Below are 25,712 nucleotides of genomic sequence, written 5' to 3'. Positions count from 1 at the left end.
TTATTGTCAGGTTTTGATAGTTGAAAATGGTAATAATTTTTTAGCTACAACCCAAAATTATAGAATTGATACTATCGGATTGGTAGTTCAATAACAAACTCTATCCCCTCACCTGCTATGGAATTATATGTAAGCTTACCATTATGGTTATTAACTACAATTTGATAAGCAATAGATAAACCAAGTCCTGTGCCTTTGCCAATAGGCTTTGTGGTGTAAAATGCATCAAATATTTTACACTCATCTGCTTTGTTGATACCTGCTCCATTATCTGCGATTCTGATAATAACTTTTTCTTTTATTACTTCAGTTGTGATTTTAATGACACCAGGATTTTGAGCAATTTCATTAAAGTCTTTATTTTTATATGTTTCTTCAATAGCATCAATTGCATTAGAAATTAAATTCATAAAAACCTGATTAATTTCGCCAGGATAACACTCAATCAGTGGCAAATTAGCATATTCTTTAACTAATTGAATAGGTGGATGATGACCATTGCTTTTGAAGCGATGTCCCAGAATCATTATTGTACTTTCTAGACCTTCGTACAAATTAGCTAGCTTCTTACCTGCTTCTCTGTGTCGTGAGAATTTATTTAAAGATGAAACAATTTCTGTAACTCGACTCGTACCCACTTGCATAGACTGAATAATTTTCGATAAATCATTTAATAAAAAGTTGAGATCATTTTTGTCAATTGCGGTTTTTATTTCATCCGGTGGATCAGGTAGATGTTTTTGATAGAGATGAAGTAAACTAACCACTTCCTGTACATACTGTTCCACAAAATTTAAGTTACCAGCTATAAAATTGATAGGATTATTGACTTCATGAGCAATTCCTGCTGTTAGTTGACCTAAAGCTGCTACTTTTTCAGCTTGAATCAGTTGAGTTTGAGTTTTTTGTAATTCGGCATTTTTGGAGATTAAAGCCTTGGTGAGGTTTCTCAGTTGCAGATGATTTTCAATTCTGACTAAGACTTCTTCATGCTGAAAAGGTTTAGTAATATAATCTACCGCTCCCAATCGCAAGCCTTTGACTTTATCCGCTGTTTCGGACAGAGCCGTCATAAAAATTACCGGAATATCTTGGACACGAGGATTGCTTTTGAGATATTTACAAGTTTCAAACCCATCCATACCCGGCATCATAATATCTAGCAAAATTAAGTCAGGTAAATCACCATTTTCTAATCGCTGAAGAGCTTTCTCACCACTGCGCGCTGCCCAAACTTCAAAGTTAGATTGATCGAGAAAACTGGATAAAACCTGTAAGTTAGCGGGGTTATCATCAACTATTAAAATAATTCCTTGAGCAGAAGGCTCTCCTATAGTATTATTCATACTTTTTCCACTGCGTATTGATGCAAGAAATTGAGGATTAAATCTTCATCAAATTGCCTAGCTAATTGCCGGAGTTCGTTAGCAAATGGCGCAAATTTGATGTCTGTGTCTTCTAGTTGATCGGCCCGCTTGAGAATGGCATTGAAGTTACCTTTACTAGCTAAGGTAATTAGTTCCTGCAAAACTTCTGTGCTGGGAGGCGTTAATTGGGGAGATTGGCTATCGGTTGTGGTAGATTCTTTGGCTGTTACTTCAGCTTGAGATTGCTTATAAATCCACACTAAATTAAGGTGGTTAGCTAATTGCTGCAATAATTCATCAGCCTGTACGGGTTTGCTGAGGAAGTCATCACCGCCAGCTTGCAGACTGCGATATTGGTCAGCTTCAAAGACACTAGCGGAAGAGACGATAATTTTGACATCCTGAATTTCTGGGGTCTGACGCAGATTTTGAATCAATTCAAAGCCATCCATTTCTGGCATCAGCAAATCTGTGATGATTAAGTTTGGCTGGAGTGCGATCGCTTTTTCTAAACCTTCTTTACCGTTGTTGGCTTCTACTACATTAAAACCCAGTGGTTGCAATAGGTTGGTAATTACTGTGCGATTCTCCCAGCGATCGTCAACCATCAGGATGGTGTAGGCTTCTCCTTCAAAGCCAATGATTTGTTTGTCTGATACAGTCATTGCAGACTGTACCCAATCATGAGCCGTGGGAATCTCTAACTCAAAGTAGAAGCTACTCCCCTGACCAATTTGACTTTGCACATGGATATCGCTATCCATCATCTGTACCAATTGGCGAGTAATGGCTAAACCCAGCCCAGTACCTTCAGCTTGGCGCTTTTTCTCGCCTACTTGCTCAAAGGGCAGAAAAATTTTGCTTAATTCTGCGGGAGTTATACCAATTCCCGTATCTTTTACAGTAAAACGAATCTGATGTTTAACTATCTGCTCATCACTGGGAGGTTGATCGATGACTTCAACTTTGAAATTCACCTTACCCGCATCTGTAAATTTGATGGCATTTCCCAGCAAATTCAATAATACTTGACGTAATCTTTTGACATCGACATGAATCCCTGTTGGCAAGTTACTTGCAGGTTCATAAATAAACAAAATACCTTTTTGTTTCGCCCGAATCTGGCAGATTTCCCCAATTCCTTGCAGAAAAGAAGGTAAATGCACATCTTGGGGGTGCAGTTCTAACTTTTTAGCTTCAATTTTAGATAAATCCAAAATGTCATTAATTAAAGTCAGCAGATGAGAACCACATTGCTCAATAATATTGACGTGATATTGCTCTGACTCAGGTAAAGCTGGAGAACGCAGTAAAATTTGGGCACAACCGAGAATCCCATTTAAGGGTGTTCGCAGTTCATGACTCATGTTAGCTAAAAATTCACTTTTCGCCAGATTAGCTGTATCGGCTGCTGCTTTAGATTTTTTAAGTTCAGCTTGTTCAAATGCTTGTACTCTCCACAATACTGTAATCATGGTGACTGTCAGCCCACCGACAATTAAGGCGATCGCATCGAGGAATTGCAGCCGAGATTCGATATTTTGGCGGGGAATTACCAAAGCCACTGACCAATTAGCAGATTTTAACGGCAAATAAGCTACATATTTTTGAGTACCATCAATTTCCATCAACTCAATTCCCTGCTTTTTGTTTACCATCCGTTGCGCGATCGCATTTAAATTGCGATCGCCAATTTTCAGCAAACTAGGTGCGGGTTTTTCGATGGTTGACATTAACGCGGAATTGGGGTGGACAATCGCTTGTCCTTGGGAATTCAGCGCAAAAGCATAGCTGTTGGGGCCGTAGTATAGCGAGTTGACAACCTCTTGGATATGATCGACTTTCACATTCCCGTGGAAAACTCCTATTGGCGAACCAGCTTGCGGACTAGTTGCCCAAATTGGAGTCGCGATCGCAATTAACGGAATTCCTGTAGAACGGCTAATAAAGGGATCGGAAATATTGCTTTTACCTGCGATCGCTTTTTGAAAGAAGTCTCTATCCTTTATATTTTTATTTGAAGGCCCAACTTTGGTATTAGCAAATGAGCCATCTAGGTTAACCATTTGGAAAAAGAAAAATTCTTTAATCCTGTTAACTTCTGCGGTTAAATAAGGTTCTGCGATAGACCAAGTTAAGGAGCGTACAGTAGGAGTATTAGCCAAGGTTTCTACTTCTACTTGGCGGACGTGTAACCACTCCTGAATTTCATCGCCTCCTCTCTGTACTTCTAAAAAAGCACTCTGTCTCAAATCACTGAGCGTCATATTTCTAGCTGCTTGATAGCTAAAATATGCAGAAATACTAACTACAAGGGTAGTGCCACCAACAATAAATCGAATCAGTAAATTACGTGAGCGGTGATTTTCTCCGTCAGATACCGATAGCCTGGAGTGTTCTTGTATCAAGGGTTTGCTCCTTAATTACAAAGTTAAGTCAGCAGAAATTCTAGGTTATCCTTAGATTTCCCAAGAAATTACTGACACTCACAGATTGTATTAAAAACAGCAATAAATTTATATTAATGTTACATATAATAGTTTTATCGTTAAAATTTATCTATTATTCACCGATAAAAACCTTGATTAGCTTTAAGAAGTGTTGCTAATAAACAAATTTATGATTGTTATATATCAAAATCGTTTTGATTCTTGAAATTACTTGCTCAGGTATGGAACAGGGAAGAAGAAATAAAAGTATAATTACTTTTTTTAAATTTCAAATATTAGTTTTATATAAAGTATTTTCGCTAAATTAAGTATCTAGCAAATAGCACATATAATTGTGCCCCTTGATTGTTTTATAAAAGGGTGTTTGAAACTTTGTTCAGGCTGTAAAAAATGTCTCTCAGTATGTAGTGTGAATAGATAGTCAACAGCACCAAGAGAGCAACATAAACAAAGTTTATGAAGTAGTCTCCATGAAAAAATTTCATGCAATACATGAAAGTTTCAATGGGATTTTTACTCAGCAATGCCAGTTGCTACAACGAAAAGAACCTCCCCGCACTGCCTCAACTCTAGGACTCAGAACTTTTCAGTCAGTGGGCTACGATGCAGGCTATAAAATTCAAAGTTGCAAGTGATTTCTGGCTGTCAATACCTTGGGGTTAGTATTGCAAATCTTGGTCATATCTGCTGGCTGATTCTTCAGCACTTCGCAACAGCCTCTGATATCAATCGTAAATATTTATTTATGCCAATTTATTTAATGAAAAATGTAGTGCTTATGACATTTGTCTAGAAGATACTACATTATCTTTTTTAAAGATTCAGATAATTTTTATCTTTTCAGGGACAGCTATCACTTCGTTAAGCTACTTAATGCATCTGAAACATCTACATCTATCCTAGTGTATAAACTTGGAGGTGATTACTTGTATTTACTGTAAAGCAGTTGCAAAATTTCTCTAAGTTCATCAAGCCTTAATAGTATCCTCGTATTTCTGCTAGGAAGAATAAGGTAGATTAGAGGTCTTATAACTCTATACATTAAGTAATTTCCATGTTACGACAAACTGCTTTTGGCATAGCTTTAAGTACGCTTGTCCTTGCCAGTGGATTAACAACTACTCCGATTTCAGGACACAGTTCTCCACAAAAAAACCCTAATAATAAACCGTTATCGATCGCTTCAAATCAGGTTGTTGCATCAAATACTGTTTTTAAAACTACAGCACTGGAAAAATCAGTTTTTGACCAAATTAATCGATATCGTGTTTCTAAGGGTTTATCAAAGTTGACCCTGAATGCAAATATCACTCGGCAGGCAAGAATTCATAGCCAAAATATGGCTAATGGTAAAGTTCCTTTTAGCCATCAAGGTTTTGAGAAACGAGTTACTATTCTACCGATTATTTACAAAAGTGCAGGCGAAAATGTTGCTTTTAATCAAGGATATAGCGATCCTGCAGGACAAGCTGTGATTGGTTGGCTCAATAGTCCAGGGCATCTTAAGAACATCAAAGGAAAATATAATCTTACCGGGATTGGCGTTGCTGCTAATCAAAAAGGTGAAGTCTATCTCACACAGATTTTCTTGCAAACTAATTAGTGCAGCTTGCCAGAAGTTTCTCACAGTCGTCATGGTAGTGCTGAGTTCTGAGTTGCGTACAAGCTTTTGCAGCTACTCTTTGAAACCACTTAACAACGAACCTATAGGCTGAAGTTACTGCATTAGAGACTTCCAGAAAATAAATTATCCAATTTACAAGAGATAATATTTTTCTGTTTCCCCCTCTGCTCCCTGCTCCTTTTCCCCCTACCTCTTCCGGTCACCTGAGAAATGGCTAGAAATTCTGCTTTTTTTGCACAATAATAATGTAGTGTCTCATAGAAATTGCTTCTGTTGGGCACTGCAATTATTCTTGAGTGATTCATGACATTACAAGATTTTCAAGTGAGCGATCGCGACCTGAGTGACGCTGCGCTGTCCCAGTATTTAAAATCAGAGGCGATCGCCGTGGATACGGAAACAATGGGATTACTACCACAGCGCGATCGCCTTTGTCTTGTCCAATTATGTAACCCAGGGGGGCAAGTAACTGCAATTCGCATCGCTAAAGGACAAACTGAAGCACCAAACTTACAAAAACTGTTAGAAGCAGCCAATATCGAGAAAGTATTTCACTTTGCGCGTTTCGATATTGCTACTTTACGTTACAACTTAGGTATTACTGTTCAGCCTGTTTTTTGTACCAAAATAGCTAGTAAACTAGCGCGTACTTATACTAATCGCCACGGACTAAAAGATGTAGTTCAGGAATTAGAAAAAGTAGAACTGGATAAAAGCGCTCAAAGTTCTGATTGGGGTAATGCTGCTAATTTATCTGGAGAACAGCTCAATTATGCTGCTAATGATGTGCGCTATTTACTTAGTGTTAGAGATAAACTAATTGCCATGCTCCAAAGAGAAGAGCGTTGGCAGCTTGCTCAAGAATGTTTTCAAGTTCTGCCCACAATCGTGACTTTAGATTTATTACAATTTAAAGATATATTTGAACATTAAATTCACGAAAATTGTTTGAAGAGGTGCGTTAGCGTCACGTAGTGAAGCATGACACCCAACATGCGAATTAATGTTGGGTTTCGCGTTGCTCAAACGCCACTTGCTTTAAGCCGGGAAACCCGTCCAACACAGTGGCTCCCCAACCTACACCTAATGCAAGACTTTAGCTGTGCCTCTCCAATACGTGGATTTCCAAAATAAAATATAAGTCCTATATTTCATACATTTGTTTATGTTTAGCTAAAAGCTGGAGATACTTTTCATTGGTCTTGGCTTGTATCCACTTGGCTTTAAATATTGCTGCTGATTCTGCTTTAACTGGGTCTACATCATAAGGTAAAATTTCTTTTTTCTGGCTTCCTTCTGTCGAACTAGATTTATATTTCCTACCGCTTTTATGATTTGCATAACGGCGCGATCGCGTATAACCCATTTGTAAAAACTTGCGTGCCATATCTGCACCAATAAAATCATTATTTTCTAAATAAACTAAAAAAATCTCATAAATCTTCTCACTCGACTCTTTAGCAATCTCTGGGGTCTTAAATCGCCAGAAAGGAAGAATTTCCGATTTATATGGCTCTACCAAAAGTACACCCTGCTCACCTTTACCAACACGATAGAGTTCAGGATGTTGGCGAAAATTAATCTTGGCAAAGTCTAAAGAATAATCGAAAGGCATGGTAAGTTTTTAGGATAAAGCATAAACTTTGAGCAAAAAGTTTATCTTCTATCTTTGTAGGGAAGTTGATTCTGCCATGCTATCTAGCTCTTGTGCTGCGAACAATGTCTTAGCTCCCGGTGTTCTACGTAAGGTACATCACATTGCTCTCAACGTTCAAGATATGCAAGCATCCCGACATTTTTATGGCAATATTTTAGGTTTACATGAACTTACAGGTGATGAAGTACCCGCAACCCTGGTTGAACTTGTCGCTGCGGGGAAAGTAGCTAACTTCATTACTCCTGATGGCACAATTCTAGATTTATTTGGGGAACCAGATTTATCACCACCAGATCCCAATCCGGAAAAGTCTTTTACCAGAGCATACCACTTAGCATTTGATATCGATCCGCAATTATTCGATCAAGCAGTAGCAGTAATTAGAGACAATCAAATTGCGATCGCTCATGGCCCAGTTAGCCGTCCCACAGGTAGAGGTGTATACTTCTATGACCCTGATGGTTTTATGATTGAAATTCGTTGCGATCCAGTTGCAGATTAATGAACCCTCACAGTCTGGCTGCAAGTATGTAGATATCAATATATTCGCCTTCAGGGTTTCCTAGGGGATACAGCAACTAACTGGCTTTCCTAGAAGAATTGCTTGTGTTTGATTTATCAATCACTGTGATAGAGCAATCAGATTTTGCTGCCAGTATTCTATTGAGGTAAAGACTTTCAGCATTTTTTTGTCGTGATCCATCTTTATCCTAAATTGATATAAAACAATTTTTTATAATTCATTATTTAATACTTTATATATTTATTGTTGATTTTGATAAATATACGAACCAGGATTTGAAGTGATTATTCCGGATTATGTGCAAAATTCCGTAATTTTTCTCTTATATAAAGAACAACTATACAAGTATATTTATTGTTAGTTGCACAAACTGATTTTTCAAACAAGATAGATAAAAAAATAGTGCGTTTTCAACACACTAATTCTTCAATTAACAACTTAAAACTTTAATTAATAGAAGGTTGTTGTGAAGTTGCAATATTTATCATCAACATAGTTTGTGTTCACAGTAAATTGCCAGATAAAAACTCCAATCCAGCAAGATTAATAATTTGCAAAAATTCTGATTTAAGAGTTCAGTGCATCTCCCTTGTTCAAATTCTCATCCCTCATCACATCAATAAGAATATGCACCACAACTGTCAAAACATCATTGCACTGGCTATAGCCTCAATTTCTGCTTTGACTGTAATGCCATGCCAAGCGCAAACTGCAGCAGAATCAAATAATAACGATACTAATAAGATTAGCCCTATATCTACAGAACCATCTATCAGTATCAATCCAATTGAGCCATCTCTAGATAATAATTCAAGTTCTTCTACAAATAAGCAACTCAATATCTTATCTGAAAACCTGAGTGATCCTTCTACTAATCCTACCAACACGACAACAGAACTAGCTAAACCTAGTACAAGGATTCCTATTGGTAGCAGAATTTTTACTGTACCGACAATGGAGCAATAATCCAATTATGAATCAGCAATAGTTCAAATTTCATAATTCCCATCACTTCCACAACAAGCTTTTTCATAGCTTTCACCGGCTATATCCCAGGTAAATTCTGTTTCTATCAGTTCTCTGCCATTAATAGATAACTCGGCTCTCAGTTGTGGACGATCAAATAGTTGAGTAATGGCGCTGACATACTCTGCTGGTGTATTTGCTCTCAATGCTCGTACAGGTGTACTATAACCATCTACGGCTAACCCTTCTAAACCGCGATCGCTTGCAACTATCGGTACACCAGCAGCCATTGCTTCTAGAGTTTTATTTTTAATGCCAAAACCCGTCCGCATTGGTACAATGCAGACGGTTGATTTATGTAAATATTCGGCCATTGAAGGTACACGCCCTGTTACAGTAACTCCCGGTTGTTTTTTTAGTGCTAAAACCTCTGGGGTTGGATGACTACCAACAATATCCAAAGTTGTATCAGGATAAATTTTTTGGATTTCTGGCAATACTTCTTGGCTAAAGAAGCATACCGCATCAATATTTGCCAAATTATCCATTGCACCGATAAAAATTAAGCGATTTCCTGCTGGATCGTGAATTCTGTAGGGAAATGACACTAAATCAACGCCATTAGGAATCACTGTAATTTCACTATGAGGGTTAAATTCTTGTAATTGGATTTTATCTTCTGCCGTTGTCACCACAATTTCAGAAAACTTCGAGCAGTAGCTTTGTTCGTAACGGCGTAAAAGTGGCAGATTAATTTTATCCCTCAACTTATTTTCGGAAATCCCAGTGGCGAGTTGGTTATAGCAGCTACCGTATACCGAACTATGAATATTAACTACAGTTCTTAACTGTTTTTGGAAGTGCGATCGCACATAAATCTCATTTACGCTATGTTCGCAGGTAATGACATCGCATTTTCCCGCCTCTACAAAGTTATCAATCCACTCTTGCATTTCAGTAGAGTAACGGTTGATCACACTTGGTGGTGTTCCCTGTTGCAAAAATGAACTGAAGCGTTGAATTTTCTGGAATATTCCTGCAGAGGTTCCTGATTCTGGGGGACGTTCAAATACCACTAGACGATCCACACAATCTTGTAATGCTATGATTTCCGCTTCTGTAACAGTAGCATCACGTTGAGTTAACAGCGTAATCCTATGGCGTTGACTTAAATACTTAAGTAAATTAAACGTCCTCACCTGTGTTCCCCCCCGTGTTGGTGGATAGGGAAAGGTAGCAGATAGCATTAAGATATTCATTTAAGTGGTAGTCTCAGAATTAGATTAATAATTGATATATATACAATGACCTAATTCCAGGTTATATGTCATCACAAGTATTCCTTAATATGGCTGATAAAATTCCTATATATTAAAGTCAATATAAAGGAGATTACTGATGAATCACAATAACAGTAAATTTACTATGTACTTTATTATAAACCGTTGTTTATAGTGAAAATAATAACAGAGAATCTCAATATAAGAAAATTTAATTATTTAATTATTCTGGTTTAATAATTATGGCTCCATTCGGTATTTATACTCTTGCTAATGATGTCGTTTATGATCAATTAGTTGCCCTGCTCAACAGTCTAGAAGTCAATGTAAATGCAGATATTCCTATTTGTATTATTCCCTATGATGAGCAATTAGAGAAGGTGAGGTCGGAAATAGCGTCTAGAAAAAATGTTTTTTTATTTGAAGACAAAGTTTCGATGCAACGCTGGGAAGAATTTTATAATCAAATATGGAATCTTCATCCTCAAGCCCATAACAAAATTCAAGGGCATTATAAATGGTATAGAAAAAGCAATCTATTTAGAAAAATGTCTGCTTTTGATGGTGAGTTTGAAAGATTTGTATTTTATGATGCTGATAGTTTAGCAATGAGTTCACTGGATAAAGTTGTAAATAAATTAGACGACTATGATTTTATATTTGATGACTGGGAACACCGCAAATCACCTTCTGTAGCAGCATTAAATTTTTCAGTAATTGAAAACAAAACTTCTTTACCAGAATCTCACATCCGTCCTCAATTACATTGCTCTAGTTTTTTCGGTTCAAAACGTGGGATTTTTGGAGATGAAGAAATAAACAGTCTTAGAGACTTGCTAGCTAATCAGCAAGAGTATACCTATATTAATGAGCATTCTTGGTGGTGTGATGCAGACTTGTTTACTTATATGAGTTGGCGCAGCGATAGACCAATATTTAACTTTACTCTAAGTCCCGATCCTCAAGATAGAACTGGTAATTGTGCAGATGCTGATCCATTTACTAATATTAATAATATCCTCTACAATCAAGAAGGTTTAAAACCAATTCGCCGCCTACATTATATGAATTATTCATCCTCGGAATTTCAAAGATTGTGTCAAGGAGAAGATGTTAATATACGTTATGCACATGAATTTCTATATTACAGATTCCTCAAAAATCCAGAACTAAAACCTAAACATCTTAAACCTCCTAGCCTACAAAAAAAGATGAATAGATTTGGTCAAAAAGTACTAAATAAATTTAGAAATATCGTTTAATACTTATAAATAAATATTTATATCATATATATAAGATTATTTCTAAAATTATTGTGATATGCCAAAAATTTCTGTTACTATTCCTACTTTTAATAGAGTTCATCTCTTACATTACGCTATTGAGAGCGTTATCAACCAGAGTTACCAAGACTTTGAATTAATTGTTTGTGATGATGGTTCGCGCGATGGTACACCTGAGTTGATATCACAGTATACAGATAACCGCATTAAATATATTCGTCATCAACAAAACATTGGTAAAAGTAATAATATGCGCTCTGGCTTTAATGCGGCTAGTGGCGAGTATTTTATCAAATTTGATGACGACGACCGACTAACACCTGATTTTTTAGCGCGTACTGTTGCCATTTTTGAACAAAATCCTGAGATTGATTTTGTTGGTACTGACCACTGGATTATCGATATTAATAATGTCCGGGATGATGAGATGACTCAGGAAAATTCTCGTCGCTGGGGTAGAAAGAAATTAGCGGCTGGTATTGTTGATAATTTACTAGAGGTAGTTTTTATTTACCAAAGCTTTCAAGTAGGCGCAACATTATTCCGTCGCCAAACATTGCAAGAATTGGGTTTTATGCTTCCCAATATTCAAAATTGCGAAGATAATGATTTGTTTGTGCGGCTAGCTTTGGCTGGTAAAAAAGGCTATTATTTACCGGAATTATTAATGGAATATCGTTGCCATGCAGAACAGCAAGGCATTAATCGAGCGATTCCTTATTTATTTGATAAGATTAAATACCTGCAAAATTATCAGTTTGATTCCGAAAAATTAGAGTCAATTAGAAAAAATCGCCTTGCGGAAGCAAAGTTAATATTGGGTTTGCGTTTAATTGAAAAAGGCGAAATCCAATCTGGTAGAGAGTTTGTTTTGGCTGGTAAGTCTTTTTCTAATACTAAAGCCTGGACGGGTTTAGGTTTGTCGTTGTTACCAGGTGGGTTGCGTAATAAAGCTTTTAATGCTTTGAGAAGAGTTTAAGCGAAAATATTTAGTGCAAAAGCGGGTAGATAGGAATTAGAAATTCAAAGAATACTAAAAAATAAATTGTCTTCTATCCCATAGTTTATGGTGCGTTGCTTAGTTAACGCACCATCTTTATTTTATTGGTAAAATTTTAGGCTTTTTACATCAAGCTATGAGTAGTGAGAAGTTAGATTTACTCAATTAATTAGAAATGGTGTATATGCGATCGCACACTTTTCCGTAGTCACAGAATATAGTGCTACGATCAGAAAAGTGTGTCAATTTTTGCTGTTCGAGCTAGAGTAGTGCTTAATGCTTAATTAGATACAGGCAAGATTACTAGTATGGAAACGAACGAGTTAAAGTTTCTACTCAAGTTGTTGGGATCTCCCAATTATCGCTCTAATCTTAGCGCTAGCACCTTTGATGTTTTTAAAGGTGATAAAAACAAAATTTGTAAAAGTTTGGGCGATCGCGAACTGGTAGACTATACCCGTGAGATTGCCACAGTTAAAATTTTACCGCCAGGTCAAGCTCTGCTGAAGCTTGATCCAGCCCAAGAAGTACCCATCACAGACAAAGAACTTAAGGTACTGGACAAGATAAGTAAAGCGTCCGGGAAAATCACCCCCAGCAAAATCACCTCGCCAAAAGCAGCTGAACGAGATGTGATATTGAAAACCCTGAGTGAACGGGGATTGATTGACGCTGAATGGGGAATTAAAAAAACTAAAGCCGAAGTTTGGCTGACTGAAAGAGGAATTGAGTCTTTACGAGATGATTACAATCCTAACAAAGGCACTAACCCCGTTATCAGTTTGGAATTACTTGGTAATTACCTACGATTTTTACGAAAAACTCTGCGGGAGAAGCCAGAAGAAGTTTCTACTTCACTAACAATTGCGACAGAGTCAGCTTTTGAAACAATTAGTAATCTCAGTGATGAGGAAATTTTACAAATTATTGAAAAATTAGATAAGGAATTGGGTACAGATAATTATTTACCTATTTTCCATCTGCGACAAAAGTTACAACCTCCGCTTTCAAGGGATGAATTAGATCAAGTCCTATATCGTCTGCAAAGGAATGACCAAATTGAGTTAAGTACTTTGTTAGACCCGAAACTTTATACCCAAGAACAAGTTGATGCAGGTATTCCACAAAATGTTGGAGGTTCACTATTTTTTATCAGCATTAACTAGCAGACAATAATTAATTTTACCCACAATTCAAATTTGCTCCTTCACAATAATTTAAGTATGCCATCAATCAACGAAATTATTAAACGCGAAGTTAATCCGTTTGACCTAGTAAATTTGAGAACAGGTAATTTTTGGACAGAAAATCAAGATGCAAAGTCTGTAGTTGAGTCCATTCATCAAGAAGTTATCAGTGATATTGAAGAATTATTAGATCTAGTAGCAAGAGATCATCGTAGCCGTACTGTATTACTTATAGGTGATGCAGGTTCTGGCAAAAGTTATTTACTAGGTAGGCTAAAACTGACGTTTAATGATAGAGCTTTTTTCGCTTATATTAGTCCTTGGCCTGACAACGATTATATCTGGCGACATATTTTACGTTATACAGTTGATAGCTTAATTAAAATACCAGAAGGCCAACAAGAATCTCAATTAATCCTGTGGCTTAAAAGTTTATCTGCCTTTACTAAACTCAGTGTCAAACAGCGTATTTTTAATGCCAGTATATGGCAATTGTTACTCAATAATCGCCAAAAATTTATTAAACATCTTAAAGATACATATAAACAGGCAAGTATTTATAATCCTGATATATTTTTTGGGATTCTCTATGATTTAACTGACCCTGAACTATATACTTTAGCCTGCGAATGGTTAAGAGGAGATAGTTTAAGTGAAGAATCTATGGAGTTATTAAAAGTTAAATATTGTATTGATACTGAAGATACAGCGAAGAATATTTTAGCAAATTTTGGCAAAATCTCAACTGATACTCAACCAATAGTCTTATGTTTTGATCAAGTCGAAACTCAATCAAACTGGAATTCTAATCCTCAGCCAATATTTAATATTAATACTACTATTCACAATGATAATCTTAAAAATTTTCTCATTATTATCAGTATAGTTAAGGATGCTTGGAAACAGTGTGCTAGCCGTATTTTACAGTCGGATAAAGCTAGAATTGAACGGCTAGTAGCACTCAAGCCTATTAATCTCAACCAAGCAGAATCTCTTTGGGCTTATAGGCTACAACCATTACATCAACAAGCAGATTCAAAAACTGATTCACCTATATTTCCCCTAAATAAGCAATTGTTAGAGGACAATTTTCCTGGTGGTAAAACTCTACCGAGAAATACATTAATTCTAGGTCGGAATGAGTATCAAAAACACAAAGTTTCTCTATTAAATAAACCAGATGAAATTAGTATAGATATAATAAAAAAAACAAATGGTAATGGCACAATAATTATTACTCCGCCCAAGCCTCCGGTAGATAGGACTCAAGCAGAGTTTGAATTGTTGTGGGAGAAGGAATATAAAAAAAATCAGGAAAAAATTACTAAAATTTCCTTACTATCATCACCTGACTTAATCCAGATGATGCAAGTATCACTAGCAGCGTTACAAATACAGGAAATTAAAACTAAACTCTTAAGTGGTAGGTTTGCTAGTTTTTCGTTGAGCTATCAAAAGCCTGGTAAGCTTGAAAGGATTGGTATAGTTTGGACTGAAGAGTCACATATGACAAGCTTTTTCAATATTATGAATGCTTGTCAAAGAGTTATTCAGCAAAATTTGTGCCATACCCTTTACCTAATTCGCATTGGAGGAGTAGGAACACCGAAACTAGCTGGTAATCAAATATATCAACAGATTTTTATACATACCAACCATCATCATATTAAACCTAATTTGTCTTCTGTTCACTATTTGGCAACATACCAAAGCTTGGTTAATTCTGCACTAGCACAGGAATTAGTCATTGCAGGGAAAACTATCATTTTACAAGAATTACAAAATTTAATTCGTGAAGCAAAAATCTTAGATCAATGTATTTTATTGCAGGACTTAGGAATTGTTTCTAAACAACCCGTTAAGCCTGTAAAAGATTTAAGAAAAGTTAAAGATTTTTTATTAAATCTAGTCACAACCCAAGGCTATATGGGAGTACCTACTTTAATTTCACAAGCAGTTAGTCATTTTTCTGATATAAAAGAATCTGAAATTCAACATTTGATTGACCTATTATGCCAGGAAAAGAAAGTGAAAATTATTAACCCCAAAGCTAAGATACAAGACCGATTAATTTGTTTAATTGCATTATAAGTTTTTGAAAAAAATTTCAGTCAATGCACTACCTGACAGAAGCTGCGGAAATCCGGAAATTAATAGCTAAGTTAGCATCTACTAAAATTCTTTGGTTAGATACAGAAACTGCTGACTGGAATACTTACTATCCAAAATTATCGCTGATTCAGGTATTAACTGACCCGACAGACTCAACAGGTGTATCTGCTTATATTCTCGATGTCTTAAATAAACGTGATTTGGCTGCATATTTTGTTAACCAAATCATGAGTAATGCCAATATTGAGAAGATTTTTCACAATGCTAGCTATGACGTAAAGTATTTAGGAGGTAAGCTAGCGCAGAATGTTACCTGTACTTTACAATTAGCCAGAAAAATTACTCGTCAACGGCTGGAAGTTTCCAATTTAAAACTGAAGACTTTAGCAGCAGAACTTTGCAATTTCTCGAATGTAGATGTAGAAGAACAGGGAAGTGATTGGGGAAAGCGTCCTCTGAGCAATAAGCAGCTAAAATATGCGGCGATGGATACGGTTTATTTGGCGGCTGTGCATCGTCGCTTACTAGAAATATCTAATTCCAATGCCGTAATTAATATTTTTGATATGGGAAATAATACCTCAAAACAGCCAAAAAAAACATCAGATAATTCATCTTTAACGGTAACTAAAGTCCGTTTAGCTTTTGAGTGTCCCCGCTTATTCTATCTAAATCATACATTTGGCGATAAGGCAATATTTTTCCCACCAGATACAGTTATTGGCATTGGGAATCCATTTCATAAGTTAGCCGATAGATTTGTGAAATTAGCTGTTATTGAACCACAATTTAAAGCTTTGTTTAAATCTGAAGCAGCACAGATAAAGGTAGAGGAAGTTGCCTCACAAATGCAACAAATATTTTATCAATTAGAATTTTTTCCCTACCTACAAGAGGCAGTTGAGAAAGATGCTAGTCAGGCTCCAGCACTTTTACAAGTTTGGCAGGGATTACAAGGATTGATTAAACGCTTTGCAGAATTGTTAGTAATTAATCGGCGCTATTGTAATGCAGAAACAGTTATTAGTAATACGTTTCTCTCTGGAGAACATAGCGTTGAGCATTACTTTCAGCTACCTAATGGAACGCAGCAACTGATAAGGGGTGAATTTGATTGCTTAGTTTTTAATTTTGAGATCAATCGCCTTTGTGTAGTGGAGTTTAAAACCTATCAACCAGTAGATCCATCAGCACAATTAGCGCAGGTTTCTCTTTATAGTTATATGCTGCATCATCAGAAAAAAGTACCTGTTGACTCAGCAGTTTACTGTGTTTTACCAGAATTTAAAGAGTATCAATATTCTTGGGAACAGCTAGAAAATACTGTGCATCAGTTGATTCCCTATAAATTGCAACAAATGCAAGAATGGTTAACTTGGGAACAGTCTCACCCCAATTCACCACCAAGAACGACTCAGCCTTATTTGTGTGAAATTTGTCCCCAGCAACAAAAATGTCAGACTTTTTTTGTAGATGCAGAAGTTGATACTCCAAAACCGCCGATTGAAGAGGAGGATACATCAACGTTAGGCGATGAAATTGGTGAACAATTAGTTGTTACCTTGCAATCTTTTAAAATTAAAGTTGATTATCAAGGTGCTGCTGTGGGGCCTGCTTTTATTCGAGTAAAGCTGAAACCCCATCTAGGCGTGAGTGTCAATTCTATTCTGCGGTTGTCTAATGATTTACAAGTGCAGTTAGGTTTAGCAAATCCGCCTTTGATTGCGCCACAAGCTGGGTATGTCAGCATAGATTTACCGCGTTCAGATCGGCAAATTGCTCACTTTGAAACTTATATTCAGCCGCAACCTTTACCCGCAAATGCACCTGTAAAAATTGCAATTGGGGTGAATTTAGAAGGAGAACTCATAGAAGCTGATTTATCCGATCCGAATACCTGTCACTTTTTGGTTGGGGGTACAACTGGGAGTGGTAAAAGTGAATTTTTGCGATCGCTCCTCCTCAGCTTACTATATCGTCATTCACCGCAACACCTGAAAATTGTCCTGGTAGATCCTAAACGGGTGACGTTTCCAGAGTTTGAGCAAATGTCTTGGTCTTATTCATCTATTGTTAAGGATAGCGATCGCGCTATTGAACTAATGGATGAGTTAGTTGCAGAGATGGAGTCTCGTTACCAAAGGTTTGAGAAAGCTGCTTGTGCTGATTTGAGTAGTTATAATCAACGTTCCTCGCAATCTTTACCTCGTATTGTCTGTATTTTTGATGAATATGCAGACTTTATGGCAGAAAAAGAAATTCGCACCGCATTAGAACAAAGTATTAAAAGATTGGGCGCAAAAGCCAGGGCTGCGGGAATCCATCTAATTATTGCGACTCAACGTCCGGAAGCTGGGATTGTTACCCCTCTAATTCGCGCTAATTTACCAGGAAGAATTGCCCTCAGCACTAGAAGTGAAGCAGATTCCAAAATTATTTTAGGTGGTACATCAGCCTTAGCAGCTTACTTATTAGGAAAAGGTGATTTACTTTACCAAGTTGGGCCGCACCTACAACGGTTACAAAGTTTATTAGCAACTAAAATTCAACTACCGTTAGCCTAAAACTAATTTTTTCTTAATTGTTAGTAATGTGCTACTCACTGCTATAATTCTGACTGCCTCAATCACGGCAATATCACTGGAGTACTTTGTGTATTCCAGAAATATTAAATTTAACGACAATTTCCATATATTAGGAGGGGTGTGCGCTACCTAAATGGGGATGCGTCACCAAAGGACTTAACCGATGGGATATGTAATTGCAACTGCAAATATGAAAGGTGGTGTCGGTAAAACCACCATTACAGTCAATTTAGCTACTTGTTTGGCTAAGTATCATGGTAAGCGGGTGTTGGTTCTAGATTTAGATAGCCAAATTAGCGCCACACTCAGTTTGATGTCGCCTTTGGAATTTGCCAAGCGGCGGAAAAATAGAAAGACTTTTCGATATCTAATAGACCAAGTTATAGCACCAGAACCGGATGCTAAATTAACGATTCAAGATATCGTTCATGCCAATGTTTGTAAGTTACCTGGATTAGATTTATTACCAGGAGATATCGATTTATACGATGAATTTGTCGTTTCCGAAATGCTGCATCAACAATCGGTGGCGTTGGGTGAGCAAGATTTTGAAATGGTTTGGAATCGGTTTGAAAGGGTGTTAATTAATAACATCTTAAAGGCAGTTCGCCAAGAGTATGATTTTATTATCTTGGACTGCGCCCCTGGCTATAATCTTTTAACTCGTAGTGCTTTGGCTTGTAGTGATTTCTATATTTTACCTGCTAAACCAGAACCATTATCTGTAGTAGGTATTCAATTGTTAGAAAGACGGATTGGACAATTAAAAGATAGTCATGAACATGAAGCGAAAATCGATATAAAAATGCTGGGTATAGTATTTAGTATGTCGAGTTCAAATCTTCTAACTAGCAGATACTACAAACAAGTAATGCATCGCGTTGTTGAAGATTTTGGTGTAGAAAAAATTTGTAAAAATCAAATTCCAGTAGATGTGAATGTGGCTAAGGCTGTTGATAGCTTTATGCCGGCTGTTTTAATGAGTCCGCAATCTCCTGGTTCTAAGGCATTTTTACAGTTAACTCAGGAGTTGTTGCAGAAGTTATAGGGGATTGGGGATTGGGAGATGAGGGGGATGAGGGGGATGAGGGGGATGAGGTAGATGAGGAGGAAAGAAGATAAATCCCCATTACCAATGTGACCAATTACCAATTACCCCATCCCCAATACTTAAAATGTACCTGCTAGTGCTGAAACGCAACGTTCGCAGAGTAGGGGATGTGCTGTTGATTCTCCTACGTGGATTGAGTAGTTCCAGCAGCGATCGCCTGCCCTCATGCGGCTAAACTGAGGTTGTGTATTGCGTAGGTTATCTGCATTTTTCTGGTTTGGTAGGTTTAATATATAAAGTGTCACCTACAACAGACTTATGACATTAAATTTAAACTTACCACCAGAATTAGAGCAGTATATTACACTGCAAGCTCAACAGCAAGGGCTTTCTATTGAGACATATACATTGCAGATTTTAAAAGAACATATTCTGCCAAAAGAAAACCAGTCTAAGTTGGTAAATCTGCTTCAATCTTGGATGGATGAAGATGATACCGATGAGCAGCAAGAAACCGGAGAATATTTAATTCAGGCCTTAGATGAAGATAGATTATCTGAGCGTAAATTATTCCCCGTTGAGTTAAAAGGTGTAACTTGGTGAGTCGCGTTATCCTGTTGGATGCTGGCCCTATAGGTTTAGTTACAAACCCAAATCGCTCACATGAAAGCCTTGCTTGTGCCCAATGGTTGCAAATACTCGTTTCTTCTAGTAATCGAGTGATCATTCCTGAAATTGCTGATTATGAAGTGCGGCGAGAGTTATTAAGAGCAAATAAAGTTAAAGGTATTACTCGTTTAGATGAATTAGCTCAGTTATTAGAATATTTACCCATCACAACAGTCGCCATGAGGCAAGCTGCAATCTTTTGGGCGCAGGCTCGTCAACAAGGGCAACCAACAGCTGGTGATAAAACTATTGACGGTGACATAATTTTAGTAGCTCAAGCTGTCACCCTTGCCATTCCAAATATAGTTATTGCCACTACTAATGTTGGTCACTTATCGAGGTTTGTGGCGGCTGACTTGTGGCGCAACATTCAAACAATTTAATGGAAATACCAGCGAATTGCATAAAATCTATAGGTATTTTATGCAGTGATTGATCGCGCTGGGCTAGTTGCTGCAAAATGAGTTGAGCTGATCGCATTCTGTTCAGCTTCAGGTAGCTGTGAGACCACAGCAAATGCTTCTTGTAAGAGATTAGTCATCAAATTCCTCGCGCCGTGGAAACCCCTACATTATTCATTTTAGGGGATTGGGGGATGGGGATGAGGGAGATGAGGGGATAGGAGATTAATTCCCATTACCTATTACCAATTACCCATTACCCTATCCCCAATCCCTAAAACTCTCCGGCTAAAGCGGAAACGCAACGTTCGCAGAGTAGGGGATGTTCTTTTGATTCTCCCACGTGGATTGAGTAGTTCCAGCAGCGATCGCATTTTTCGCCGTCTGCATTTACTACTGCAATTGTCCAGTCTTCAGTTTGCGCGGTATATTTCAATCCTTGCAGTTTCTCGGCGGAATCTAATAATTCCACTTGCGAAGTCAGCAACAAGTACCGCAGTTCGTCGATACCGTTACCGCTAGCAGGGTTGAAAGCTTTGATTGCATCGCCTAACTGTTTGTCAGGGATGTGAATTAAAGCTTTCGCTTCTAGGGAAGAACCGATGAGTTTTTCTATTCTCGCTAGTTCTAACACCTTGTTAACATCGGTGCGGAGTTGTCGTAATGTTTGCCACAAATCGCCTAATTGGGGATTTAGCCATGCTTCTTCTACTTGCACCCAACCAGCTTCAAATACTGATTTGTAAGGTGTTTTGTAGGGGAGATGTTGCCAAATATCTTCCGCAGTGTGACATAACACGGGGGCGATCGCACGTGCTAAATTCTCTAAAGCTATCTTTAGTACTGTTTGACAACTGCGACGGCGGAAAGCGTTAGGGGCGCTGATGTACAGTCTATCTTTGGCTACATCCAAATAAAAGTTGGATAAATCCACAACGCAGAAATTCTGCACTGTTTGGAAGAAGCGGAAGAATTGGAAACTGTCGAAGGCTTCTGTGACTTCCTGAAATACTTCGGTGATGCGATGCAGCATATAGCGGTCGAGTTCGGGTAACTCCGCTAAAGGAATTGCATCTTTTTCGGGGTCGAAATCATGCAAGCTACCCAGTAAGAATCGCGCTGTATTGCGAATTTTACCTCGGACATCGTTGAGCTGCTTGATGATGTTGCCACCCAGACGCACATCGGAGGTGTAATCTACCGACGACACCCACAACCGCAACACGTCAGCACCGTAAGGGGGTTCTTTTTTCTGGTCTTTACCACCTGCAATCATCACCTGCGGATCAACTACATTCCCCACAGATTTACTCATCTTCCGACCTTGTTCATCTAGTACAAAGCCGTGAGTTAGCACAGTTTTGTAAGGTGCAATGCCATTCACCGCTACACTGGTGAGCAAACTTGACTGGAACCAGCCGCGATGTTGGTCGGAACCTTCCAAATACATATCTGCGGGGTAACGCAACTCTGGACGCTGTTTTGCAACAGCAGCCCAAGATGAACCAGAATCAAACCAGACATCCATTGTGTCTGTACCTCTGCGGTAGGAACGGCCATTACTCCGGTATGGTTCGGGTAATAATTCCTCTATGGGAAGTTCCCACCAAGCATCGGAACCTTTTTCGGCGATGATGGCTTGGATGTGGTTGATGGTTTCTTCATTTAGCAGGGGTTCGCCAGTTTCTTCATCGTAGAATACGGGAATGGGCACACCCCAAGAACGCTGACGGGAGATACACCAATCAGAACGTTCCGCTACCATTGGCGTAATGCGATTTTCCCCTTGGGCTGGAATCCATTGTACCGAAGCGATCGCTTTTAATGCTGCTTCTCTAAATCCTTCTACGGAAGCAAACCATTGTTCGGTAGCGCGGAAAATTGTCGGTTTCTTTGTCCGCCAGTCGTAGGGATATTTGTGTGCGTAAGCTTCTTCCTTCAATAAGGAACCCGCCGCCGTTAATGCATCAATTACCGCCTGATTGCCATCACCCAATACATTCAACCCAGCAAATTGTCCGGCTTCTGGGCTAAAGTTACCGTTATCATCCACTGGCGCGAGGATAGGTAAACCATAGCGTTGACCAACTATGTAGTCTTCTTGACCATGACCAGGGGCAGTGTGAACTAAACCTGTACCAGACTCAGTGGTAATATAATCGCCACCAACTACAACTGGACTTTCACGGTCAAATAAGGGATGACGGTAAGTGATATGTTCTAAATCTTTCCCTTTGAATGTGGCTTTTACGGTTAACTCAAGTCCCAAAGTGGCAGCTAAACGTTCCGCCAAATCAGCCGCAACTATCAGATACTTAAATCCAGTTTGGGTTTCTGCATCTTTGCGGGAAACTTCCACCACAGCATAGTTGAGGTCTGCATTCACAGCCACAGCCAAGTTACCTGGAATTGTCCAAGGTGTGGTTGTCCAAACAGCGACACCCAAATCTGGCAGATATTCACCTAATAGCGATTTTGCAGCTTCCGAAAGACTTGTAACAGGAAAAGCTGCATAGATACTCCGGGAAGTGTGACCTTCTGGGTATTCCAACTCAGCTTCAGCCAAAGCAGTCTTAGAACTGGGACTCCAGTGAACAGGCTTTAAACCGCGATAGATATATCCTTTTAAGAACATCTGCCCGAATACACCAATTTGAGCAGCTTCATACTCTGGCTTTAAAGTCAAATAAGGATCTTCCCAATCGCCCCAAACACCATAGCGTTTAAAACTTTGGCGTTGGTCATTGACTGTTTCTAAAGCAAATTGTTTTGCTTTCTGCCGCAGTTGTAAAGGCGTGAGGTTTTGCCGTTCTGCTGACTTCATATTCTGCAAAACTTTCAGTTCAATGGGCAAGCCGTGGCAGTCCCAACCCGGCACATAACGAACCTTACGCCCCCGTAGCAGTTGGTAGCGATTAATAATATCTTTGAGAATTTTATTTAAGGCATGACCAATATGAAGCGAGCCATTTGCGTAGGGAGGCCCATCATGTAGTATAAATAATTCGCCAGGGTTGTTTTGCGACAGGCGATCGTAAATGTTATTTTCTTCCCAAAATTTTTGAATTTCCGGCTCACGCTTGAGCGCGTTCGCTCGCATATCAAAACTAGTCTTGGGTAGGTTTACAGTATCTTTGTAGCTTCCAGTTTCTGTCACAGTCTCATGCCTAAGATTTATTTGTGCAGGTTTTATAAATTATAGAAGATGGCATGAAGACCAAAATTAGCAATTTCCCTACTATTGACATGTGGATGTCTGAAATCAGGTAGTTGCTTGGTAATTGGTAATGGGGAAGAAATTCTCTTGTACTGTTTCCTTAAGAAACACGATAGAAACCAGTTTCTTAAGGAAACGCTGGCTTAGAAAGTAATATCCTGCTCAATATTAAACATAGAATCAGTATTTAGAGTAGCAAATTGAACATTATTAAAGCTCAAAGCACCTGTAATATTGTTATAGCTGAACAGGCTTAGGTCAGTGCCAAAGCTAGCACCAATTTGAATTTTATCTCCTTCTGAACTAGAAAAGTCTGCGATCGCATCTTTCTTATCTGCCAGAGAATCAAAGACAAAGATATCTGCTCCCAAACCACCTGTAAGGGTGTCATTACCCAGTCCACCTATTAAGACATCTCTATCATCACCGCCTATTAAGACATCTTTGCCATTACCGCCGATGAGAGTGTCATTGCCAGCACCACCATAGAGGGTATCGTTATTGGAACCACCATTGAGGATGTCATCGCCAGCATCACCATAAAGTTTGTCATTGCCAGCATCACCATTGAGGTTGTCATTACCATCCGCACCATAGAGTCTGTCACCACCAGCGCCGCCATTGGCTGTATCATCACCAGCACCACCTGTGATGGTGTCATTACCATTTTCGCCATTCAGAACGTCGTTACCATCGCCGCCATCAATGGAGTCATTACCATCATTACCAGAAATAGTATCGTTGCCTAAACCACCAGTGAGGCTATCATTATCGACAGTGCCATAGATAGTCTGATTCTCAGCATTGTTAGAGATATTGTCACTATCACTACTACCGCTAGCATCATCAGAATTTTCGGCTGGAGTCGCAACTGGCTCTGCAGCAGGTGTATCAATTTCGCTATTGGTTACACTAGCTGCTTGAGGAGCTGTTGTTGACAAAAATTGCGTTAATTTAGACAAATCTAAGTATCCACCAGTAGCCACCTTGCCTTGCAAAGTCGAGACTTGCTTAACGCTGGCAAGTATGTCACGTTTGAGTTCTGATACTGTGAGCTTGGGGTTAGCCGCCAAAAGTAAAGCCGCAGCACCAGTCACATAGGGGACAGCCATTGAGGTGCCACCCCATGTAGCATATCTACTATCAGCGAAGGTACTATAAATATTTTTCCCAGGTGCAGCTATATCTACGGTTGTAGCACCATAACTGGAGGAACTAGTGCTGGAGAAAACAGCCAGATTTTCAGTTTCATCAATAGCTGCAACAGTAATGATATTAGGCAAATCGTAGTTGGCTGGATAGTACGGATTCACATCATTATTGAGACCATTATTACCAGCTGAAGCTATAACTAAAACACCGTTATCATTTGCAAACTTCAGAGCGTTATATTGTGCTTGGTCAAAAGAAGTGGAGCCTAAACTGAGGTTAATAATTTTAGCGCCATTCTTTACAGCATATTCAATGCCGGCGGGAACATCCCACAAATACCCCACTGAATCACTGGTGCGGAAATGCTTTGTGACCATAATGGAAACATTGGGGCTGACTCCAATAGTGCCTAGGTTGTTGTTTCCTACAGCACCTAGAATACCTGCTACGTGAGTGCCATGACCGCGACTACTTTTGGTGGTGGAATTTTCGTTTGGATCGCTGTCGTTATCGCCAAAGTCCCAACCATGAATGTCATCAATATAGCCGTTGCCATCATCATCAATGCCATTACCAGAGATTTCTTTGGTATTTGTCCAAATATTCGCAGCTAAGTCAGGGTGGTTGTAATCAACACCAGTATCAACAACAGCTACAACTACACTTTTACTACCTTGAGTATAATTCCAAGCTGCGGATGCATTTATCTTCTCTAAACCCCACTGACGGTTATAAGAAGGATCATTTGGCCTTATCGCATCTGGGTTAATTCCCTCTTCCTTTGCTTCAGTCTCTATCTGGTTGCTGACGACATCATCTTTCGTAGTTGACGAAGCATTATTATCTATATTTTCCATTTACTGAAAAGCACCTCCAAGAGAGTCATTAATGACTAGAGAACAACAAATATTTTTTCTTAAAAAAGAAAATTATCGAGAACGATTTACAGAATATAGATGCCAGTAAAAATATTGTGAGGAAATTCCTCATTAACTTAGAAATTATTTCCAAGTCACCCCGTTAATAATCAATAAGTTGGTAATTTCACCCTGTATACTCTGATCCCGGCCAAATTATATTAGCTGGATTTTCTGAGAGTATTATGAAGTTTCTATGAAATTATGTCGAGACAATACCATGTATTGTAAAACACGTCAATTCCAAGGATATACATCTGTAAGATAGTTT

18 protein-coding genes and 1 pseudogene are annotated in these 25,712 nt (G+C 38.4%); 12 read left to right on the top strand and 7 right to left on the bottom strand.

Annotated elements, in window-relative coordinates; translation table 11 throughout:
- Window positions 1–71: 71 nt before the first annotated feature.
- Both HGR01_RS14575 and HGR01_RS14570 read right to left on the bottom strand, forming a co-directional pair.
- On the bottom strand, window positions 72–1,346 hold the full coding sequence (locus HGR01_RS14575; protein ID WP_045870380.1) for a sensor histidine kinase: 1,275 nt from the start codon (window positions 1,344–1,346) through the stop codon (window positions 72–74).
- Window positions 1,343–3,775 (bottom strand): hybrid sensor histidine kinase/response regulator, encoded by a 2,433-nt coding sequence (locus HGR01_RS14570; protein ID WP_096621580.1) that lies wholly within the window; start codon window positions 3,773–3,775, stop codon window positions 1,343–1,345. The genes HGR01_RS14575 and HGR01_RS14570 overlap by 4 nt, the downstream gene beginning before the upstream one ends.
- A gap of 1,096 nt (window positions 3,776–4,871) precedes the next feature.
- Between HGR01_RS14570 and HGR01_RS14565 the strand changes: the two genes are divergently transcribed.
- Both HGR01_RS14565 and HGR01_RS14560 read left to right on the top strand, forming a co-directional pair.
- On the top strand, window positions 4,872–5,420 hold the full coding sequence (locus tag HGR01_RS14565; RefSeq protein WP_045870381.1) for a CAP domain-containing protein: 549 nt from the start codon (window positions 4,872–4,874) through the stop codon (window positions 5,418–5,420).
- Window positions 5,421–5,744: 324 nt separating this feature from the next.
- A complete protein-coding gene (locus tag HGR01_RS14560; protein ID WP_045870382.1) occupies window positions 5,745–6,374 on the top strand; it encodes a ribonuclease H-like domain-containing protein in 630 nt (209 codons plus the stop codon).
- Window positions 6,375–6,585: 211 nt separating this feature from the next.
- Here the strand turns inward: HGR01_RS14560 and HGR01_RS14555 are convergent, their stop codons facing one another.
- The gene (locus HGR01_RS14555) at window positions 6,586–7,056 is read right to left on the bottom strand and encodes a DUF4385 domain-containing protein (protein WP_045870383.1); all 471 of its coding nucleotides are present in this window, start codon (window positions 7,054–7,056) and stop codon (window positions 6,586–6,588) included.
- A gap of 76 nt (window positions 7,057–7,132) precedes the next feature.
- Here HGR01_RS14555 and HGR01_RS14550 point away from each other — a divergent pair, with 76 nt between their 5' ends.
- The gene (locus tag HGR01_RS14550) at window positions 7,133–7,600 is read left to right on the top strand and encodes a VOC family protein (RefSeq protein ID WP_045870384.1); all 468 of its coding nucleotides are present in this window, start codon (window positions 7,133–7,135) and stop codon (window positions 7,598–7,600) included.
- Between the two features lie 648 nt (window positions 7,601–8,248).
- Entirely contained in the window at window positions 8,249–8,587 is a 339-nt protein-coding gene (locus tag HGR01_RS14545) for a hypothetical protein (RefSeq protein ID WP_052335187.1), read from the top strand.
- Between the two features lie 23 nt (window positions 8,588–8,610).
- Here the strand turns inward: HGR01_RS14545 and HGR01_RS14540 are convergent, their stop codons facing one another.
- Window positions 8,611–9,846, bottom strand: coding sequence for a glycosyltransferase family 4 protein (locus HGR01_RS14540; protein WP_045870385.1), 1,236 nt, complete (start codon window positions 9,844–9,846; stop codon window positions 8,611–8,613).
- A 263-nt stretch (window positions 9,847–10,109) separates the two neighbouring features.
- On the opposite strand from HGR01_RS14540, the gene HGR01_RS14535 reads away from it, so the two are divergent.
- The 6 genes from HGR01_RS14535 (at window position 10,110) to HGR01_RS14510 (ending at window position 19,082) form a co-directional block, all read left to right on the top strand.
- Window positions 10,110–11,129: an Npun_R2821/Npun_R2822 family protein gene (locus HGR01_RS14535; RefSeq protein WP_045870386.1), complete on the top strand. Its 1,020-nt coding sequence runs from the start codon at window positions 10,110–10,112 to the stop codon at window positions 11,127–11,129.
- A gap of 58 nt (window positions 11,130–11,187) precedes the next feature.
- Window positions 11,188–12,129, top strand: coding sequence for a glycosyltransferase family 2 protein (locus HGR01_RS14530; RefSeq protein ID WP_045870387.1), 942 nt, complete (start codon window positions 11,188–11,190; stop codon window positions 12,127–12,129).
- A gap of 329 nt (window positions 12,130–12,458) precedes the next feature.
- Window positions 12,459–13,316 (top strand): hypothetical protein, encoded by an 858-nt coding sequence (locus HGR01_RS14525; protein WP_045870388.1) that lies wholly within the window; start codon window positions 12,459–12,461, stop codon window positions 13,314–13,316.
- 57 nt (window positions 13,317–13,373) lie between these two features.
- The gene (locus tag HGR01_RS14520; protein WP_045870389.1) at window positions 13,374–15,428 is read left to right on the top strand and encodes an ATP-binding protein; all 2,055 of its coding nucleotides are present in this window, start codon (window positions 13,374–13,376) and stop codon (window positions 15,426–15,428) included.
- Window positions 15,429–15,451: 23 nt separating this feature from the next.
- Entirely contained in the window at window positions 15,452–18,013 is a 2,562-nt protein-coding gene (locus HGR01_RS14515; RefSeq protein WP_045870390.1) for a DNA translocase FtsK, read from the top strand.
- Window positions 18,014–18,197: 184 nt separating this feature from the next.
- A complete protein-coding gene (locus HGR01_RS14510) occupies window positions 18,198–19,082 on the top strand; it encodes a ParA family protein (RefSeq protein WP_045870391.1) in 885 nt (294 codons plus the stop codon).
- A 122-nt stretch (window positions 19,083–19,204) separates the two neighbouring features.
- Here HGR01_RS14510 and HGR01_RS41945 read toward each other — a convergent pair.
- Window positions 19,205–19,300: pseudogene (locus tag HGR01_RS41945) on the bottom strand (zinc finger domain-containing protein); the annotation flags it as partial.
- Window positions 19,301–19,403: 103 nt separating this feature from the next.
- Here HGR01_RS41945 and HGR01_RS14500 point away from each other — a divergent pair.
- Both HGR01_RS14500 and HGR01_RS14495 read left to right on the top strand, forming a co-directional pair.
- Window positions 19,404–19,688 (top strand): hypothetical protein, encoded by a 285-nt coding sequence (locus tag HGR01_RS14500; protein ID WP_045870392.1) that lies wholly within the window; start codon window positions 19,404–19,406, stop codon window positions 19,686–19,688.
- A complete protein-coding gene (locus tag HGR01_RS14495) occupies window positions 19,685–20,137 on the top strand; it encodes a nuclease (protein WP_194007829.1) in 453 nt (150 codons plus the stop codon). Before HGR01_RS14500 ends, HGR01_RS14495 begins: the two co-directional genes overlap by 4 nt.
- Window positions 20,138–20,429: 292 nt before the next feature.
- Here HGR01_RS14495 and ileS read toward each other — a convergent pair whose 3' ends face one another.
- Window positions 20,430–23,312: an isoleucine--tRNA ligase gene (ileS, locus tag HGR01_RS14490; RefSeq protein ID WP_045870393.1), complete on the bottom strand. Its 2,883-nt coding sequence runs from the start codon at window positions 23,310–23,312 to the stop codon at window positions 20,430–20,432.
- Between the two features lie 203 nt (window positions 23,313–23,515).
- Entirely contained in the window at window positions 23,516–25,381 is a 1,866-nt protein-coding gene (locus HGR01_RS14470) for a S8 family serine peptidase (protein ID WP_052335188.1), read from the bottom strand.
- Between the last annotated feature and the right edge of the window lie 331 nt (window positions 25,382–25,712).

It is taken from the genome of Tolypothrix sp. PCC 7712, from assembly GCF_025860405.1.
GTDB classification, from domain to species: domain Bacteria; phylum Cyanobacteriota; class Cyanobacteriia; order Cyanobacteriales; family Nostocaceae; genus Aulosira; species Aulosira diplosiphon.
This window is presented reverse-complemented; position numbering and strand designations above follow the sequence as displayed.